The organism is Burkholderia sp. YHN3-13 (assembly GCF_055810675.1).
Window position 1 is genome coordinate 129,165 of record NZ_JBVVNQ010000017.1, and the last position, 17,157, is coordinate 146,321.

At 65.0% G+C, this 17,157-nt stretch carries 17 protein-coding genes and 1 tRNA gene; 17 read left to right on the forward strand and 1 reads right to left on the reverse strand.

The features are described from left to right. Positions 1 to 31: 31 nt before the first annotated feature. The gene (locus AC0KUR_RS29625; RefSeq protein ID WP_034190799.1) at positions 32 to 544 is read right to left on the reverse strand and encodes a hypothetical protein; all 513 of its coding nucleotides are present in this window, start codon (positions 542 to 544) and stop codon (positions 32 to 34) included. 168 nt (positions 545 to 712) lie between these two features. Between AC0KUR_RS29625 and AC0KUR_RS29630 the strand changes: the two genes are divergently transcribed. From AC0KUR_RS29630 to AC0KUR_RS29710, 17 genes are all read left to right on the forward strand, one after another. Beyond that, positions 713 to 1,972, forward strand: a complete 1,260-nt coding sequence (locus tag AC0KUR_RS29630; RefSeq protein WP_473376765.1) for a branched-chain amino acid ABC transporter substrate-binding protein — start codon at positions 713 to 715, stop codon at positions 1,970 to 1,972. 107 nt (positions 1,973 to 2,079) lie between these two features. Further along, the gene (gene rpsO, locus AC0KUR_RS29635) at positions 2,080 to 2,349 is read left to right on the forward strand and encodes a 30S ribosomal protein S15 (protein WP_006398792.1); all 270 of its coding nucleotides are present in this window, start codon (positions 2,080 to 2,082) and stop codon (positions 2,347 to 2,349) included. Positions 2,350 to 2,639: 290 nt separating this feature from the next. Next, complete coding sequence (gene pnp, locus AC0KUR_RS29640; protein WP_059558205.1) at positions 2,640 to 4,787, forward strand: polyribonucleotide nucleotidyltransferase; 2,148 nt, start codon at positions 2,640 to 2,642, stop codon at positions 4,785 to 4,787. Between the two features lie 148 nt (positions 4,788 to 4,935). After that, a complete protein-coding gene (locus AC0KUR_RS29645) occupies positions 4,936 to 5,955 on the forward strand; it encodes an NAD(P)H-quinone oxidoreductase (RefSeq protein WP_473376766.1) in 1,020 nt (339 codons plus the stop codon). A 141-nt stretch (positions 5,956 to 6,096) separates the two neighbouring features. Further along, complete coding sequence (gene tpiA / locus AC0KUR_RS29650) at positions 6,097 to 6,852, forward strand: triose-phosphate isomerase (protein WP_473376767.1); 756 nt, start codon at positions 6,097 to 6,099, stop codon at positions 6,850 to 6,852. A gap of 72 nt (positions 6,853 to 6,924) precedes the next feature. Further along, the gene (gene secG / locus AC0KUR_RS29655) at positions 6,925 to 7,299 is read left to right on the forward strand and encodes a preprotein translocase subunit SecG (RefSeq protein WP_034190803.1); all 375 of its coding nucleotides are present in this window, start codon (positions 6,925 to 6,927) and stop codon (positions 7,297 to 7,299) included. Positions 7,300 to 7,410: 111 nt separating this feature from the next. Beyond that, positions 7,411 to 7,495 (forward strand) — tRNA-Leu (locus AC0KUR_RS29660). 153 nt (positions 7,496 to 7,648) lie between these two features. After that, positions 7,649 to 8,008: an NADH-quinone oxidoreductase subunit A gene (locus AC0KUR_RS29665; protein ID WP_006398798.1), complete on the forward strand. Its 360-nt coding sequence runs from the start codon at positions 7,649 to 7,651 to the stop codon at positions 8,006 to 8,008. Between the two features lie 62 nt (positions 8,009 to 8,070). Beyond that, positions 8,071 to 8,550, forward strand: a complete 480-nt coding sequence (locus tag AC0KUR_RS29670) for a NuoB/complex I 20 kDa subunit family protein (RefSeq protein WP_006398799.1) — start codon at positions 8,071 to 8,073, stop codon at positions 8,548 to 8,550. A 21-nt stretch (positions 8,551 to 8,571) separates the two neighbouring features. Then, entirely contained in the window at positions 8,572 to 9,174 is a 603-nt protein-coding gene (locus tag AC0KUR_RS29675; RefSeq protein ID WP_034190804.1) for an NADH-quinone oxidoreductase subunit C, read from the forward strand. A gap of 9 nt (positions 9,175 to 9,183) precedes the next feature. Then, positions 9,184 to 10,437: an NADH-quinone oxidoreductase subunit D gene (locus tag AC0KUR_RS29680; protein ID WP_034190805.1), complete on the forward strand. Its 1,254-nt coding sequence runs from the start codon at positions 9,184 to 9,186 to the stop codon at positions 10,435 to 10,437. 173 nt (positions 10,438 to 10,610) lie between these two features. Next, positions 10,611 to 11,096, forward strand: coding sequence for an NADH-quinone oxidoreductase subunit NuoE (gene nuoE / locus AC0KUR_RS29685; RefSeq protein WP_006756903.1), 486 nt, complete (start codon positions 10,611 to 10,613; stop codon positions 11,094 to 11,096). After that, positions 11,093 to 12,403, forward strand: a complete 1,311-nt coding sequence (gene nuoF / locus AC0KUR_RS29690) for an NADH-quinone oxidoreductase subunit NuoF (RefSeq protein WP_006478267.1) — start codon at positions 11,093 to 11,095, stop codon at positions 12,401 to 12,403. Before nuoE ends, nuoF begins: the two co-directional genes overlap by 4 nt. A gap of 82 nt (positions 12,404 to 12,485) precedes the next feature. Further along, a complete protein-coding gene (gene nuoG / locus AC0KUR_RS29695) occupies positions 12,486 to 14,816 on the forward strand; it encodes an NADH-quinone oxidoreductase subunit NuoG (protein ID WP_034190806.1) in 2,331 nt (776 codons plus the stop codon). After that, positions 14,817 to 15,884 carry an NADH-quinone oxidoreductase subunit NuoH gene (nuoH, locus tag AC0KUR_RS29700; RefSeq protein ID WP_034190807.1) on the forward strand — a complete coding sequence of 356 codons (1,068 nt, stop codon included), beginning with the start codon at positions 14,817 to 14,819 and terminating at the stop codon, positions 15,882 to 15,884. It begins immediately after the preceding gene. Between the two features lie 10 nt (positions 15,885 to 15,894). Beyond that, positions 15,895 to 16,383 (forward strand): NADH-quinone oxidoreductase subunit NuoI, encoded by a 489-nt coding sequence (gene nuoI / locus AC0KUR_RS29705; RefSeq protein WP_009691265.1) that lies wholly within the window; start codon positions 15,895 to 15,897, stop codon positions 16,381 to 16,383. A 112-nt stretch (positions 16,384 to 16,495) separates the two neighbouring features. Continuing rightward, positions 16,496 to 17,146 carry an NADH-quinone oxidoreductase subunit J gene (locus tag AC0KUR_RS29710; RefSeq protein ID WP_011545812.1) on the forward strand — a complete coding sequence of 217 codons (651 nt, stop codon included), beginning with the start codon at positions 16,496 to 16,498 and terminating at the stop codon, positions 17,144 to 17,146. Positions 17,147 to 17,157: the final 11 nt, after the last annotated feature.

The following is a 17,157-nucleotide window of genomic DNA, read 5'->3' on the forward strand; positions in this document are numbered from 1 at the left end:
TGGTGAAAATTGCGCGTAAATGCGTAATCGGTCAGAACAGGTTGCGACGATCGGGATCGTGCATCGGGTCCGGTGTTTTCTGCGTGATGCGCAGGATGCCCTGCGGATCGAAATAGAAGCTGTACATCATGTACCAGACGTTGTCCTCGAGATACCGGTACGTCCATACCTCGCGCTTCATCAGCGGGAAGTAGGACGTCTCGACCGGGCGTCCGAAATTGACGAGCACGTCGGTCTTCGTCCACTTGCCGATCTCCGCGCGATAGAACTCGCTCGGCTGCAGCACCTGGCGCACGTTGACGATCTTGTGGGCCGCGTCGACGTCGGCCGCGATCGTGATTTCGCCCATCGGCTGGGTCGGCCACATCAGCCGCTTGCCGCCGCCGGGCAGGTCGTAGATCTCGCGCGGCGGGCCCATGCGCGCGACGATCGCCGATTCGTCCTGGCCGGCCTGGTATTGCTGCCACGGTTGCGCGCAACCGGCCAGCAGTGCCGCGGCGCCGGCGACCAGCACCGGCAGGCGCGCGGGAATGCGAATGCGCATGGGATCCTCCAGAACACGGAAACAGGCCCCGTTGTATCACGGACGGCGCGTGCCGGTGCATCGCGCGGAAAAAATCGGTGCGGATCGGCGGCGCGGCGAGGCTTGCGGGCGGCGGGCGCGCCGGCCTATGATCCGCGCTTCTCGGGCAAATCGAAGGGCAGGTGGCCGATGCAGGGGTGGAAGCGGTACGCGCTCGCGTTGAGCGCAGGATGGGTGCTGGCTGCGTCCGCGTTCGCCGGCGGCGGGCCGGTGCGGATCGCGCTGATCGAAGGGATGTCGGGCCCGTTCGCGAACGCGGGCGCGGCGGTCGAGCGCAACCTGCGCTTCGGCGTCGAGCAGGTCAACGCGGCGGGCGGCGTGAAGTTGCGCGACGGCGCACACCCGCTCGAACTCGTCGTGCTCGACAGCAAGGGCAGCCCGGAGGAGGCGCTCGTGCAACTGCGCGCGGCCGCGGACCGCCATATCGGCTTCGTTGCGCAGGGCAACAGCTCGGCCGTCGCGGCTGCGCTGGTCGCGGCGCTCGACAAGCTGAACGCGCGCGACCCCGACAACCGGATGCTGTTCCTGAACTATTCGGCCGACGATCCGGCGCTCACCGGCGCGCGCTGCAGCTTCTGGCATTTCCGCTTCGACGCGCACGCGGGGATGCGGATGGCCGCGCTCGCGGACGTGATGGCGCGCGACCGCGCGCTGCGCAAGGTCTACCTGCTGAACCAGGACTACAGCTTCGGTCACGACGTCAGCACGCTCGCGCGGCAGGCGCTGGCCGCGCGGCGCCCGGACGTGACGATCGCCGGCGACGAATTCCACCCGATCGGCCGGATCAAGGATTTCTCGCCGTACATCGCGAAAATCCGCGCGAGCGGCGCGGATGCCGTCGTGACCGGCAACTGGGGCAACGACCTCACGCTGCTCGTGAAGGCGGCGCGCGAGCAGGGGCTGAACGCGAAGTTCTATACGTTCTACGGCAACAGCCTCGGTGCGCCGGCCGCCCTTGGCGATGCCGGCGTCGGGCGCGTCGTGGCCGTGGCCGACTGGCACCCGAATGCGGGCGGCGCGAAATCCGACGCGTTCTACCGCGCGTTCCGGACCCGTTTCCCGGCCGCGCAGGACGACTATCCGGTGCGGCGCATGAGCCTGATGATCGAGATGCTGGCCGCGGCGATGAACCGGGCGGGGTCGGCCGACCCCGTCGCGGTCGCGCGGTCGCTCGAGGGCCTGTCGTTCGACGACGGTTTCCATGCGTCGCGGATGCGCGCGCAGGATCACCAGCTGATCCAACCCCTTTACGTGATGGAGATGGACAAGGCCGGCGCGCCGGGCGTGCGCTTCGACAACGAGGGGTCGGGTTATGGCTTCCGGACGGTGCTGGCGGTGCCGGCGCAGCGCACGGAGATGCCGTCGGCGTGCTCGATGACGCGTCCGTGACAGGAGGCGGTAAGAACGGCGGGGAGTTGTGCTACAATGCCCGCCGGTTGTAAGTCACGGCACGGCCATTCTTCCGTGTCCGCCTGTTCAGTTAGAAAGGAAATCACATGTCTGTTGCAGATATCAAGAAGTCGGAAGTTGTTGCTCAGTTCGCCCGCGGTACCAACGACACGGGGTCGCCCGAAGTCCAGGTCGCACTGCTGACCGCACGTATCGTCGAACTGACGGGTCACTTCAAGACCCACGCGAAGGATCACCACAGCCGCCGCGGCCTGCTGCGCATGGTGAGCCGCCGCCGCAAGCTGCTCGACTACCTCAAGGGCAAGGATGCCGACCGTTACCGCGCACTGATCGAGAAGCTGGGTCTGCGTAAGTAATCGAGGCGATTGCCGCCAGCAAGATGCCTGTGTCAGTCCGCTGATACAGGCATTTTGTTTTTGCGCGGTGCGTAGCGTCACGCGCATCGCAGGCTGTCCGGCACGTTCGTGCGGGGCCGCCGCAACGACTGATTCCGGGGCAGGATTTGTGTCATTCCAGCGCGCTGCTGCACGAGCGCCGCGCTGGAATGGCATAAAAAACACACCTTGCTCCGGGTGATTCGGTCGAGACGCCGCCGTGCCGGATGGCCGGCGCGGCGAATGAAATGCATGAATACAAAGGAGCAACCATGTCCATGTTCAACAAGGTCGTGAAGGAATTCCAGTGGGGCCAGCACAAGGTGCGCCTCGAAACCGGTGAAGTCGCTCGCCAGGCGAGCGGTGCGGTGATCGTCGACGTCGAAGACACCGTCGTGCTGGCAACCGTCGTCGGCGCGAAGTCGGCGAAGCCGGGTCAGGATTTCTTCCCGCTGACCGTCGATTACCTCGAGAAGACCTACTCGGCCGGCAAGATCCCGGGCGGCTTCTTCCGCCGCGAAGGCCGTCCGTCGGAGCATGAGACGCTGACGTCGCGCCTGATCGACCGCCCGCTGCGCCCGCTGTTCCCGGAAGGCTTCTACAACGAAGTCCAGGTCGTGATCCACGTGCTGTCCGTGAACCCGGAAATCCCGGCGGACATCCCCGCGCTGATCGGCGCATCGGCCGCGCTCGCCGTGTCGGGCCTGCCGTTCAACGGCCCGGTCGGTGCCGCACGCGTGGCGTACATCGACAATGCGTACGTGCTGAACCCGACGCGTGACCAGATCAAGGCATCGAGCCTCGACCTCGTCGTCGCGGGTACCGAGCGCGCCGTGCTGATGGTCGAATCGGAAGCCGACCAGCTGTCGGAAGAAGTGATGCTGGGCGCGGTCGTGTTCGGTCACGAGCAGATGCAGGTCGCGATCGACGCGATCCACGAACTGGTGCGCGAAGGCGGCAAGCCCGAGTGGGACTGGCAGCCGGCGCCGAAGAACGAGGCGCTGATCGCCCGCGTGACCGAACTGGCGCAGAACGACCTGCTCGCCGCCTACCAGCTCCGCGACAAGCAAGCGCGTTCGGCGAAGCTGAAGGAAGTCTACTCGGCCACCTCGGCGAAGCTCGAGGAAGAAGCGCTGGCGGCCGGTACGGCTGCGGCCGACAAGGCCACCGTCGGCAACGTGCTGTTCGACATCGAGGCAAAGATCGTCCGTTCGCAGATCCTGAACGGCGAGCCGCGTATCGACGGCCGCGACACGCGCACCGTGCGCCCGATCGAAATCCGCACCGGCGTGCTGCCGCGCACCCACGGCTCCGCGCTGTTCACCCGCGGCGAGACGCAGGCGCTGGTCGTCGCGACGCTCGGCACGAAGGGTGACGAGCAGATCATCGACGCGCTCGAAGGCGAATACCGCGAGCGCTTCATGCTCCACTACAACATGCCCCCGTTCGCCACCGGCGAAACGGGCCGCGTCGGCTCGCCGAAGCGCCGCGAAATCGGCCACGGCCGCCTCGCGAAGCGCGCGCTGGTCAAGTGCCTGCCGAGCGCCGACGAATTCGGCTACTCGATCCGCGTCGTGTCGGAAATCACCGAGTCGAACGGTTCGTCGTCGATGGCGTCGGTGTGCGGCGGCTGCCTCGCGCTGATGGACGCCGGCGTGCCGATGAAGGCGCACGTCGCGGGTATCGCGATGGGCCTGATCCTCGAAGGCAACAAGTTCGCGGTGCTGACCGACATCCTCGGCGACGAAGATCACCTCGGCGACATGGACTTCAAGGTGGCCGGCACGGAACAAGGCGTGACGGCGCTGCAGATGGACATCAAGATCCAGGGCATCACGAAGGAAATCATGCAGGTCGCGCTCGCGCAGGCGAAGGAAGGCCGCATGCACATCCTCGGCAAGATGACCTCGGCGGTCTCGGGTGCGAACACGCAGCTGTCGGAATTCGCGCCGCGCATGATCACGATCAAGATCAACCCGGAAAAGATCCGCGACGTGATCGGCAAGGGCGGTTCGGTGATCCGTGCGCTGACGGAAGAAACGGGCACGACCATCGACATCTCGGATGACGGCGTCGTGACGATCGCGAGCACCAGCAGCGAAGGCATGGCCGAAGCGAAGAAGCGCATCGAGCAAATCACGGCCGAGATCGAAGTCGGCCAGGTGTACGAAGGCACGGTGCTCAAGCTGCTCGATTTCGGCGCGATCGTGAACCTGCTGCCGGGCAAGGACGGCCTGCTGCACATCTCGGAAATCGTCAACGAGCGTGTGAAGGACATCAACGACTACCTGAAGGAAGGTCAGCAGGTCAAGGTCAAGGTCATTCAGACGGACGAGAAGGGCCGTGTGCGCCTGTCGGCCAAGGCGCTGCTGAACGAAGCCGCCGCGGCAGCGCAGTCGGATACGCCGCCGCAGCAGTAAGCGGACGGGCGGACCAGCGGCCGGCAGTGCGAAAGCGTGCCGGCCGTTTTTTCTGTAGCATCGTTGTGCGGCGCAGCAGCGCCGGCAAGGCGTCCGTGCCGCGTGCGCGGGCGGGCCATCCGATTCCGATCCTGGAGCCTCCTTCACCATGAAAGCCATCGAAATCACCGAATTCGGCGCCCCCGACGTGCTGAAGCTCGAGGAGCGCCCGCGCCCCGAACCGAAGCGCGGCGAGGTGCTGATCAAGGTGGCGGCTTCCGGCGTGAACCGGCCCGACGTGTTCCAGCGCAAGGGCGGCTATGCGCCGCCGCCGGGGGCGTCGGATCTGCCGGGCCTCGAGGTGGCGGGCGAGATCGTCGGCGGCGACCTGTCCGATGCCGCGCTGAACCCGTTCGGCCTGAAGCTGGGCGATCGCGTGTGCGCGTTGCTCGCGGGCGGTGGTTATGCCGAATACGCGGTCGCGCCGCTGCCGCAGTGCCTGCCGGTGCCTGACGGGCTCACCGATATCGAGGCCGCGTCGCTGCCCGAGACGTTCTTCACCGTGTGGAGCAACGTGTTCGACCGTGCGCGGCTCGGCGCGGGCGAGGGCGGCGAGCAGGAGACGCTGCTCGTGCAGGGCGGCTCGAGCGGCATCGGCGTGACGGCGATCCAGATCGCGCACGCGCTCGGCTTTCGCGTGTTCGCGACGGCTGGCACCGCCGACAAGTGCCGCGCGTGCGAGGCGCTCGGCGCCGAACGCGCGATCAACTACAAGACCGAGGATTTCGTCGAGGTCGTGAAGTCGCTGACGCACGATCGTGGCGTCGACGTGATCCTCGACATGGTGGCGGGCTCGTACGTGCCGCGCGAGCTGTCCGCGCTCGCGGACGGCGGCCGTCTCGTGCTGATCGCGCTGCTCGGCGGCGCGAAGGCCGACGTCAACCTGAGCGAGATCCTGCGCCGCCGGTTGACCGTCACGGGTTCGACGCTGCGCCCGCGTCCGGTCGAGTTCAAGGCGCGCATCGCCGCGCAACTGAAGGCGCGCGTGTGGCCGCTGATCGCCGACGGGCGCATCAAGCCGGTGATCTACCGCGTGTTGCCGGCCGCGGACGCCGCGCAGGCGCATGCGCTGATGGAAAGCAGCGAGCACACCGGCAAGATCGTGCTCGATTGGGGTACGAATGCCTGACGGCCCGCGTGGCCGGACTTGACATGCGCGGTTTGACCGGTTCAAGCCGTGCGCAGTAAAATTGCGGGTTTGCTTCGCCAGATCAAACCTGACGGCCGGTTTCCGGCGCGTCAATGACATACCGGTGACGAGACAGACACGATGTCGAAACAGAGAACGAAGCGGGTGATCGGCAACTGGAAGATGCACGGCCGGCTGGCCGGCAACCAGGCGTTGCTGAACGAAGTGGTGCAGGGCGCGGGCGCGGTGGCGGCCGATACGTCGGTCGGCGTGTGCGTGCCGTTCCCGTATCTCGCGCAGGTTCAGGCGCAGCTGGGTGACGGTCGTGTCGTCTTCGGCGCGCAGGACGTGTCCGCGCACGAACAGGGCGCGTTCACCGGCGAAGTGGCGGCCGCGATGGTCGCCGAGTTCGGCGCGCGTTATGCGATCGTCGGTCACTCGGAGCGTCGCGCGTATCACGGCGAAAGCAACGAGACGGTCGCGGCGAAGACGCAGCGCGCGCTCGCAGCCGGGCTCACGCCGGTCGTGTGCGTCGGCGAGACGCTCGACGAGCGCGAATCGGGCGCGACCGAGCAGGTCGTCGGTGCGCAGCTCGACGCGGTGCTGGCCGTGCTGACGGCTGACGAGGCCGCACGCATCGTCGTCGCGTACGAACCGGTCTGGGCGATCGGCACGGGCAGGAGCGCGACGTCGGCGCAGGCGCAGGACGTGCACGCGTTCCTGCGCGCGCGTCTCGCGGCGAAGGGGGCGGAGGACGTCTCCGTGCTGTACGGCGGCAGCGTGAAGCCGGACAACGCGGAAGAGCTGTTCGCGCAGCCGGACATCGACGGCGGCCTGATCGGCGGCGCGTCGCTGAAGGCGGAAGATTTCCTGGCGATCTGCCGGGTCGCGCGATAAGCGGTCCGAGATCGAATTGAACCATGACGGCGGCCGGACGGTCCGGTCGCCCGATCCAATCGGGTGGGTGTGATGCTGTTATTCAAGACGCTGATTATTGTGGTGCAGGTACTGTCTGCACTCGGTGTGATTGGTCTCGTGCTGCTGCAGCACGGCAAGGGTGCCGACATGGGCGCCGCGTTCGGCAGCGGTGCGTCGGGCAGCCTGTTCGGTGCGACGGGCTCGGCGAACTTCCTGTCGCGCACGACGGGCATCCTCGCGACGATTTTCTTCGTCGCGACGCTCGCGCTGACGTATCTCGGTTCGTACAAATCGACGCCGTCGGCCGGCGTGCTCGGCTCGGCAGCGACCGCGCCGGCACCTGCAGCATCGACGCCGGCCGTCGCGGCATCCGCGGCCGTCGCGGGCTCGGCGGCAAGCGCGCCGGGCCAGGATGTCCCGAAATAAAAAGTTAATTTTTTTGCGGTTGTGCGTTGAACAAATCTGGAACTCGGGTTAGAATTTAATTCTTGAAGCGATTCGCGGGAAACAAGCAGCACAACCCGAGTTGCATGCAGTGCCGACGTGGTGAAATTGGTAGACACGCTATCTTGAGGGGGTAGTGGCGAAAGCTGTGCGAGTTCGAGTCTCGCCGTCGGCACCAAAGTTACTCAATGCCAGCCGCTTCTAGTGGCTGGCATTTTTCATTTCTGGGGTGTGCTTGCGGTTGTCTTGCGATCGCCTGCACTCCGAAATGATTCCTTCCGCCGGAAGTGGTATTCTCCGGACGCTCAGAACCAACCGATAGAGGATTGCCTTGAACCTCGCAGCCTATTACCCCGTCTTGTTGTTCCTTCTCGTGGGCACTGGTTTAGGTATAGCGCTGGTCAGCATCGGCAAGCTCCTGGGTCCCAACAAGCCGGACGTCGAGAAGAACGCACCATACGAGTGCGGCTTCGAAGCCTTTGAAGACGCCCGGATGAAATTCGACGTCCGGTATTACCTCGTCGCCATCCTGTTCATCATCTTCGATCTCGAAACCGCATTCCTGTTCCCGTGGGGCGTCGCGCTCCGGGACATCGGCTGGCCGGGTTTCATCGCAATGATGATTTTTCTGCTCGAATTCCTGCTGGGCTTTGCCTATATCTGGAAGAAAGGCGGGCTCGACTGGGAGTGATGGGTTAATCGCCGGTTTGCATGGGCGGCCACGCTCGGTCGCTCGTCTGGAGTGGAAAGCAAATGAGTATCGAAGGGGTCTTGAAGGAAGGGTTTGTCACCACGACGGCTGACAAGCTGATCAACTGGACGCGTACCGGCTCGCTGTGGCCGATGACGTTCGGGCTCGCGTGTTGCGCCGTCGAGATGATGCATGCGGGCGCGGCCCGTTATGACCTGGACCGGTTCGGCGTCGTGTTCCGTCCGAGTCCGCGTCAGTCGGACGTGATGATCGTCGCCGGCACGCTCTGCAACAAGATGGCGCCCGCGCTGCGTCGCGTGTACGACCAGATGGCCGAGCCGCGCTGGGTGATCTCGATGGGGTCGTGCGCGAACGGCGGTGGTTATTACCACTACTCGTATTCGGTGGTTCGCGGCTGCGACCGGATCGTGCCGGTCGACGTCTACGTGCCGGGCTGTCCGCCCACGGCCGAGGCGTTGGTCTACGGCGTGATCCAGCTTCAGGCGAAGATCCGTCGCACCAACACCATTGCCCGTCAATAAAGCCCCGAGCGTCCCCTCAATATGGCAAGCAAAATCGAGACCCTCAAGGCAAACCTCGAAGCCGCGCTCGGCGCGCGCGTGGTGAGCCTCACCGAAGCGATCGGTGAACTGACGCTCGTCGTGAAGGCGAGCGATTACCTCGAAGTCGCAAAGACGCTGCGCGACGATCCGAAGCTCCGATTCGAGCAGTTGCTCGACCTCTGCGGTGTCGATTACCAGACCTTCGGCGACGGTGCCTACGACGGCCCGCGCTTCGCGGCCGTGTCGCATCTGCTGTCGGTCACGAACAACTGGCGCCTGCGCCTGCGCGTATTCGCGCCGGACGACGACCTGCCGATCGTGGCATCGCTGGTCGACACCTGGACCTCCGCGAACTGGTACGAGCGCGAAGCGTTCGACCTGTACGGCATCGTGTTCGAAGGCCACCCCGACCTGCGCCGCATCCTCACCGACTACGGCTTCATCGGCCACCCGTTCCGCAAGGACTTCCCGGTGTCGGGCTATGTCGAAATGCGTTACGACCCGGAAGAGAAGCGGGTCGTGTACCAGCCGGTGACGATCGAGCCGCGCGAAATCACGCCGCGCGTGATCCGCGAGGATCGCTATGGCGGTCTGAAACATTAAGGGGGCGTCATGGCAGAAATCAAGAACTACACGCTCAACTTCGGCCCGCAGCACCCGGCAGCGCACGGCGTGCTGCGCCTCGTGCTCGAGCTCGACGGCGAAGTCATCCAGCGTGCCGATCCGCACATCGGCCTGCTGCACCGCGCGACGGAAAAGCTCGCGGAATCCAAGACCTTCATCCAGTCCGTGCCGTACATGGACCGTCTCGACTACGTGTCGATGATGGTCAACGAGCACGGCTACGTGCTCGCGATCGAGAAGCTGCTCGGCATTGAAGTGCCGGAGCGCGCGCAGTACATCCGCGTGCTGTTCGACGAGATCACGCGCGTGCTGAACCACCTGATGTGGATCGGCGCGCATGCGCTCGACGTCGGCGCGATGGCCGTGTTCCTGTACGCCTTCCGCGAACGCGAAGACCTGATGGACGTGTACGAAGCGGTGTCCGGCGCCCGGATGCACGCGGCGTACTACCGTCCGGGCGGCGTCTACCGCGACCTGCCTGACGTGATGCCGCAATACAAGGCGTCGAAGATTCGCAACGAGAAGGCGCTCGCGAAGATGAACGAAGCGCGCAGCGGCTCGGTGCTCGACTTCATCGACGACTTCTTCACGCGCTTCCCGAAGTGCGTCGACGAATACGAAACGCTGCTCACCGACAACCGGATCTGGAAGCAGCGTCTGGTCGGGATCGGCGTGGTCAGCCCGGAACGTGCGCTGCAGATGGGCCTGACGGGCCCGATGTTGCGCGGCTCGGGTATCGCCTGGGATCTGCGCAAGAAGCAGCCGTACGAAGTGTACGATCGCATGGATTTCGACGTGCCGGTCGGTGTGAACGGCGATTGCTACGACCGCTATCTGGTGCGCGTCGAGGAAATGCGCCAGTCGATCCGCATCGCGAAACAGTGTATTGAGTGGCTCCGCAAGAATCCGGGCCCGGTGATGACGGACAATCACAAGGTTGCCCCGCCGTCGCGCGTCGGCATGAAGACCAACATGGAAGACTTGATTCACCACTTCAAGCTCTTCACCGAGGGTTTCCATGTGCCGGAAGGCGAAGCGTACGCGGCGGTCGAGCATCCGAAGGGTGAATTCGGCATCTACCTCGTGTCGGACGGCGCCAACAAGCCGTATCGCCTCAAGATTCGCGCGCCGGGTTTCGCGCACCTGGCGTCGCTTGACGAAATGGCGCGCGGTCACATGATCGCCGACGCCGTCACGATCATCGGTACGCAGGACATCGTGTTCGGCGAGATCGATCGCTAATGGTTGCGCCGCCCGCGCGAGCGGGCGGCGAAGCAGTAAGTCACACGCGATGCGCGCTGAACCGGCGCGGCTTCGCAAGCTGTCAACAGAGTGAGCGCCAGGTCTGCCGTCCATGCACCCCAGTGTGCGGCAGGTTGTTCGTTCGGTAGGAATTGAAAGAGTCGTGTCTGAAAATGATCTCAGCTGAAGGCCTGAAGGAAATCGATCGAGCGTTGACGAAGTATCCCGCCGATCAGAAACAGTCCGCCGTGATGTCGGCGTTGGCCGTTGCTCAGGAAGAGCACGGCTGGCTGTCGCCCGAACTGATGCAGTTCGTCGCGGACTATCTCGGCATGCCGGCCGTTGCCGTGCAGGAAGTCGCGACGTTCTACACGATGTACGAGCTCAACCCGGTCGGCAAGCACAAGATCACGCTCTGTACGAACCTGCCGTGCCAGCTCGGCCCGCACGGCGGCGCGGAAGCGACTGCCGACTACCTGAAACAGAAGCTCGGCATCGGCTTCGGCGAGACGACGCCCGACGGCAAGTTCACGCTGAAGGAAGGCGAATGCATGGGCTCGTGCGGCGATGCGCCGGTGCTACTGGTGAACAATCACAGAATGTGCAGCTTCATGAGCCGCGAGAAGATCGACCAGCTGCTTGAGGAGCTCTCGAAATGACGTCCCTCCACGACCGTCACATCAAACCGCTGATCCTCGCTGGTCTGAACGGCGAGAACTGGCATCTCGAAGATTACGTCGCGCGCGGCGGCTACAAGCAGCTGCGCCGCATTCTCGAAGAAAAGATTCCGCCCGAGCAGGTGATCGCCGACGTGAAGGCGTCGGGCCTGCGCGGCCGCGGCGGTGCGGGCTTCCCGACCGGCCTGAAGTGGAGCTTCATGCCGCGCCAGTTCCCGGGGCAGAAGTACCTCGTCTGCAACTCGGACGAAGGCGAGCCGGGCACGTTCAAGGATCGCGACATCCTGCGCTGGAACCCGCACGCGCTGATCGAAGGCATGGCCATCGGCGCGTACGCGATGGGCATCACCGTCGGCTACAACTACATCCACGGCGAAATCTTCGAAGTGTATCGACGCTTCGAAGCCGCGCTCGACGAAGCGCGCGCGGCCGGGTTCCTCGGCGACAACATCATGGGCTCGGAATTCTCGTTCCAGCTGCACGCGCACCACGGTTACGGCGCGTACATCTGCGGCGAGGAAACGGCGCTGCTCGAATCGCTCGAAGGCAAGAAGGGCCAGCCTCGCTTCAAGCCGCCGTTCCCGGCGAGCTTCGGCGTGTACGGCAAGCCGACCACGATCAACAACACCGAGACGTTCGCCGCGGTGCCGTTCCTGCTGTCCATCGGGCCGCAGAACTACCTCGAGATCGGCAAGCCGAACAACGGCGGCACGAAGATCTTCTCGGTGTCGGGCGACGTCGAGCGTCCGGGCAACTACGAAGTGCCGCTCGGCACGCCGTTCGCGACGCTGATGGAGCTCGCCGGCGGGATGCGCGGCGGCAAGAAGATCAAGGCCGTGATTCCGGGCGGCTCGTCGGCGCCGGTGATCCCGGGCGACATCATGATGCAGACGGATCTCGACTACGATTCGATCGCGAAGGCGGGCTCGATGCTCGGTTCCGGCGCGGTGATCGTGATGGACGAGACGCGCTGCATGGTGCGCTCGCTGCTGCGCCTGTCGTACTTCTACTACGAGGAATCGTGCGGCCAGTGCACGCCGTGCCGTGAAGGCACCGGCTGGCTGTATCGCGTCGTGAACCGTATCGAGCACGGCGAAGGCCGCCAGGAAGATCTGGACCTGCTGAACTCGGTGGCCGAGAACATCATGGGCCGCACGATCTGTGCGCTCGGCGATGCGGCGGCGATGCCGGTACGCGGGATGCTCAAGCACTACTGGGACGAATTCGCGTACCACGTCGAGCACAAGCACTGCATGGTCGGCGGCCACGCGCACGCGGCGGCGGCCTGAAGCGAACCCGGTTGCGGAATTTGAGCGCACGGTCGGGCCAAGGCGCGAACGGGCGGAAATAGGTTAAGGACCATTCACCATCATGGTTGAACTTGAAATAGACGGCAAGAAGGTCGAGGTGCCCGAAGGCAGCATGGTGATCCAGGCTGCGCACAAGGCGGATACGTACATTCCTCACTTCTGCTATCACAAGAAACTGTCGGTTGCGGCCAACTGCCGGATGTGTCTCGTCGAAGTCGAGAAGATGCCGAAGGCCGTGCCTGCCTGCGCGACCCCCGTGTCGGCCGGCATGATCGTCCACACGCAGTCCGACAAGGCCGTGAAGGCGCAGCAGTCGGTGATGGAATTCCTCCTCATCAATCACCCGCTCGATTGCCCGATCTGCGATCAGGGCGGCGAATGCCAGCTGCAGGATCTGGCGGTCGGCTACGGCAAGTCGTCGTCGCGCTACTCGGAAGAAAAGCGCGTGGTGTTCCACAAGAACGTGGGCCCGCTGATCTCGATGGAAGAAATGTCGCGCTGCATCCACTGCACGCGCTGCGTCCGCTTCGGCCAGGAAATCGCCGGCGTGATGGAGTTCGGCATGCTGGGCCGCGGCGAGCACTCGGAAATCACGACGTTCGTCGGCAAGACGGTCGATTCCGAAATGTCGGGCAACATGATCGACCTGTGCCCGGTCGGTGCGCTGACCAGCAAGCCGTTCCGCTACAGCGCCCGTACGTGGGAGCTGTCGCGCCGCAAGTCGGTGAGCCCGCACGATTCCGTCGGCGCGAACCTCGTCGTGCAGGTGAAGAACAACCGCGTGATGCGCGTGCTGCCGTTCGAGAACGAAGCGATCAACGAATGCTGGATCTCGGACAAGGACCGCTTCTCGTATGAAGGCCTCAACAGCGAAGAGCGCCTGACGAAGCCGATGCTGAAGCAGGGCGGCCAGTGGATCGAAACCGACTGGCAGACCGCGCTCGAATACGTCGCGAAGGGCCTGAAGGGCATCGCCGCGGATCACGGCGCGAACGCGCTGGCGATGCTCGCGAGCGCGCACAGCACCGCTGAAGAGCTGTTCCTCGTGAAGCAGCTCGCCAACGAACTGAAGACGCCGAACGTCGACTTCCGTCTGCGTCAGCAGGATTTCTCGGCGCCGGTCCAGGGCGCGCCGTGGCTCGGCATGCCGATCGCCGACCTGTCGAACGTGGACGCCGCGTTCGTCGTCGGTTCGTTCCTGCGCCGCGACCACCCGCTGTTCGCGTCGCGCCTGCGTCAGGCCGCGAAGAACGGCGCGAAGCTGCATTTCCTGCACGCGACCGCTGACGACGCACTGATCCCGACCGCGCAACGCATCGTGGCCGCACCGTCCGCGTGGCTCGACGAGCTGGCCGGCATCGCCGCGGCCGTCGCGCAACTGCGCGGCGTCGCGCTGCCCGACGCGCTGGCAGGCGTCACCGCGTCGCCGGCCGCGCAGGCTGTCGCGCAGTCGCTGTCGAACGGCGAACGCCGCGCGGTGCTGCTCGGCAACGTCGCGGTCCGCCACCCCGAATTCGCGAAGCTGCATGCCGTCGCCAAGTGGATCGCCGACAACACCGGCGCCACGTTCGGCTTCCTGACGGAAGCGGCGAACACGGTCGGCGCGCACGTCGTCGGCGCATTGCCGGGCGAAGGCGGCCTGAACGCACGCGAAGCGTTCGCGCAGCCGCGCAAGGGCTACGTGCTGCTGAACGTCGAGCCGGAATTCGACACGGCCGATCCGGCCCAGGCGCTGGCCGCGCTGAACCAGGCGGAAATGGTCGTCGTGATGTCGCCGTTCAAGCACGGTCTCGACTACGCCGACGTGCTGCTGCCGGTTGCGCCGTTCACCGAAACGGCCGGCACGTACGTGAACGCGGAAGGCACCGTGCAGAGCTTCAACGGCGTCGTGCGCCCGCTCGGCGACACGCGTCCGGGCTGGAAGGTGCTGCGCGTGCTCGGCAGCCTGCTCGGCCTGCCGAACTTCGAATACGAGACCGCGGAAGAAGTGCGTCTCGCCGCGCTCGGCGACGCCGGCGTCGCGGGCCGTCTGTCGAACCAGACGTCGGTCGCGCCGGTGCGTGCCGCGGCGAATGCCGCGAACGGCGGTTTCGAGCGCCTGGCCGATGTGCCGATCTATCACGCCGACGCGCTCGTGCGCCGCGCGGGTGCGCTGCACCTGACGGCTGCCGCGAAGGCGGCGAATGCCGCAGCCCTGCCGGCCGCGCTGTTCGACAAGCTGGGCTTGAAGGAAGGCGACGCCGTGCGCGTGCGCCAGGGCGAGCGTGCGGTGCAGTTGCCGGCCGTGCGCGACGCGAATCTTGCGGAGACGGTCGTTCGCGTGTCGGCGGCGACGCCTGCCGGCGCAGCGCTCGGCAGCCTGTCCGGTGAACTGGTGGTGGAGAAGGCGTAAATGAGCTTGTTCGATACGATCAACGCGGGCGGGGCCGAGCTTCTCGGCTTCGCGTGGCCGACGGTGTGGGCAGTCGTGCGCATCCTCGTCGTCTCCGTCGTCATCCTGCTGTGCGTCGCGTACCTGATTCTGTGGGAACGCAAGCTGATCGGCTGGATGCACGTGCGTCTCGGCCCGAACCGCGTCGGCCCCGGCGGCCTGCTGCAGCCGATCGCCGACGTGCTGAAGCTGCTGCTGAAGGAAGTCATTCAGCCGAGCGCCGCCAGCCGCTGGCTGTACCTGATCGCGCCGGTGATGACCGTCGTGCCGGCATTCGCCGTGTGGGCCGTGATCCCGTTCCAGGCCGAAGCGGTCCTCGCGAACGTGAACGCGGGCCTGCTGTACGCGATGGCGATCTCGTCGATCGGCGTGTACGCGGTGATTCTCGCGGGCTGGGCATCGAACTCGAAGTACGCGTTCCTCGGCGCGATGCGCGCCGCGGCACAGATGGTGTCGTACGAAATCTCGATGGGCTTCGCGCTGGTGCTCGTGCTGATGACGGCCGGCAGCCTGAACCTGTCGGAGATCGTCGGTTCGCAACAGCACGGCTTCTTCGCCGGCCACGGCGTGAACTTCCTGTCGTGGAACTGGCTGCCGCTGCTGCCGGCGTTCGTCGTGTACTTCATCTCGGGCATCGCCGAAACGAACCGCCACCCGTTCGACGTGGTGGAAGGGGAGTCGGAAATCGTCGCGGGTCACATGATCGACTACTCGGGTATGGCGTTCGCGCTGTTCTTCCTCGCCGAGTACATCAACATGATCGTGATCTCGGCGCTGGCTGCGACGCTGTTCCTCGGCGGCTGGGATGCGCCGTTCGAATTCCTGTCGTTCATCCCGGGCATCTTCTGGCTGGTGCTGAAGGTATTCGCACTGCTGTCGGTGTTCATCTGGGTCCGCGCGACGTTCCCGCGCTACCGTTACGACCAGATCATGCGTCTGGGCTGGAAGGTGTTCCTGCCCGTCACGGTGATCTGGGTGGTCGTGGTCGGCTGCTGGATGATGTCGCCGCTGAACATCTGGGTGAAGTAAGGACGAAATCATGACGGCTATCCAACACTTCTTTAAGACCTTCTTCCTGACCGAGCTGCTGAAGGGGCTCGCGCTGACCGGTCGTTACACGTTCAAGCGCAAGTTCACCGTGCAGTTCCCGGAAGAGAAGACCCCGATCTCGCCGCGTTTCCGCGGGCTGCATGCACTGCGCCGCTACGAAAACGGCGAAGAGCGCTGCATCGCGTGCAAGCTGTGCGAGGCCGTGTGCCCCGCGATGGCGATCACGATCGAATCGGAAACGCGCGCGGACAACACGCGCCGCACGACGCGCTACGACATCGACCTGACGAAGTGCATCTTCTGCGGTTTCTGCGAAGAGAGCTGCCCGGTCGATTCGATCGTCGAGACGCAGATTCTCGAGTACCACGGCGAAAAGCGCGGCGACCTGTATTTCACGAAGGAAATGCTGCTCGCGGTGGGCGATCGCTACGAGAAGGACATCGCCGCGGCGAAGGCTGCCGACGCGCCGTATCGTTGATTGTGTTTGCAGTGCCGGCCCGCAGCCAGGGCCGAGCCGCCGCGACGGGTGCGGCACGCGAGAGCGTCCCGCAAGCCGCGCCTGACTATGGCCTAACGATGAACCGGTAATCATGGAATTCACGACCGTACTGTTCTACATCTTCGCGCTGCTCCTGGTGGTATCAGGGCTGAAGGTGATCACTTCGCGCAACCCGGTGGCGTCTGCGCTTTTCCTTGTGCTGGCGTTCTTCAACGCCGCCGCGATCTGGATGCTGCTGGAAGCGGAGTTCCTCGCGATCCTGCTGGTGCTGGTCTACGTGGGCGCCGTGATGGTGCTGTTCCTGTTCGTCGTGATGATGCTGGATATCAACATCGACTACCTGCGCCGCGACTTCAAGCGCTTCGTGCCGATGGCGACCGTGGTCGGCGCGATCATCGTGATCGAGACCGCGCTGATCCTGTGGCGCGGTTACGGCGACACGCACACCGTGCATGCGATGGCGACGGGCGAGATGGCCAACTGGTCGAACACGCGCCTGATCGGCAAGGTCATCTACACCGACTACATCTTCGCGTTCGAAATCGCCGGTCTCGTGCTGCTGGTCGCGATCATCGCCGCGATCGGGCTGACCGAGCGCAAGGGCAAGGACAGCAAGCGCCAGCGCGTGTCGGATCAGGTCAAGGTGCGCCGCAACGACCGCGTGCGCCTCGTGAAGATGGAAGCGGACAAGCCGCAGCCGGAAACGGCGCAGAGCGAAGCCGGTTCGGGCACCAACGGCTAAGCGGAGGAAAA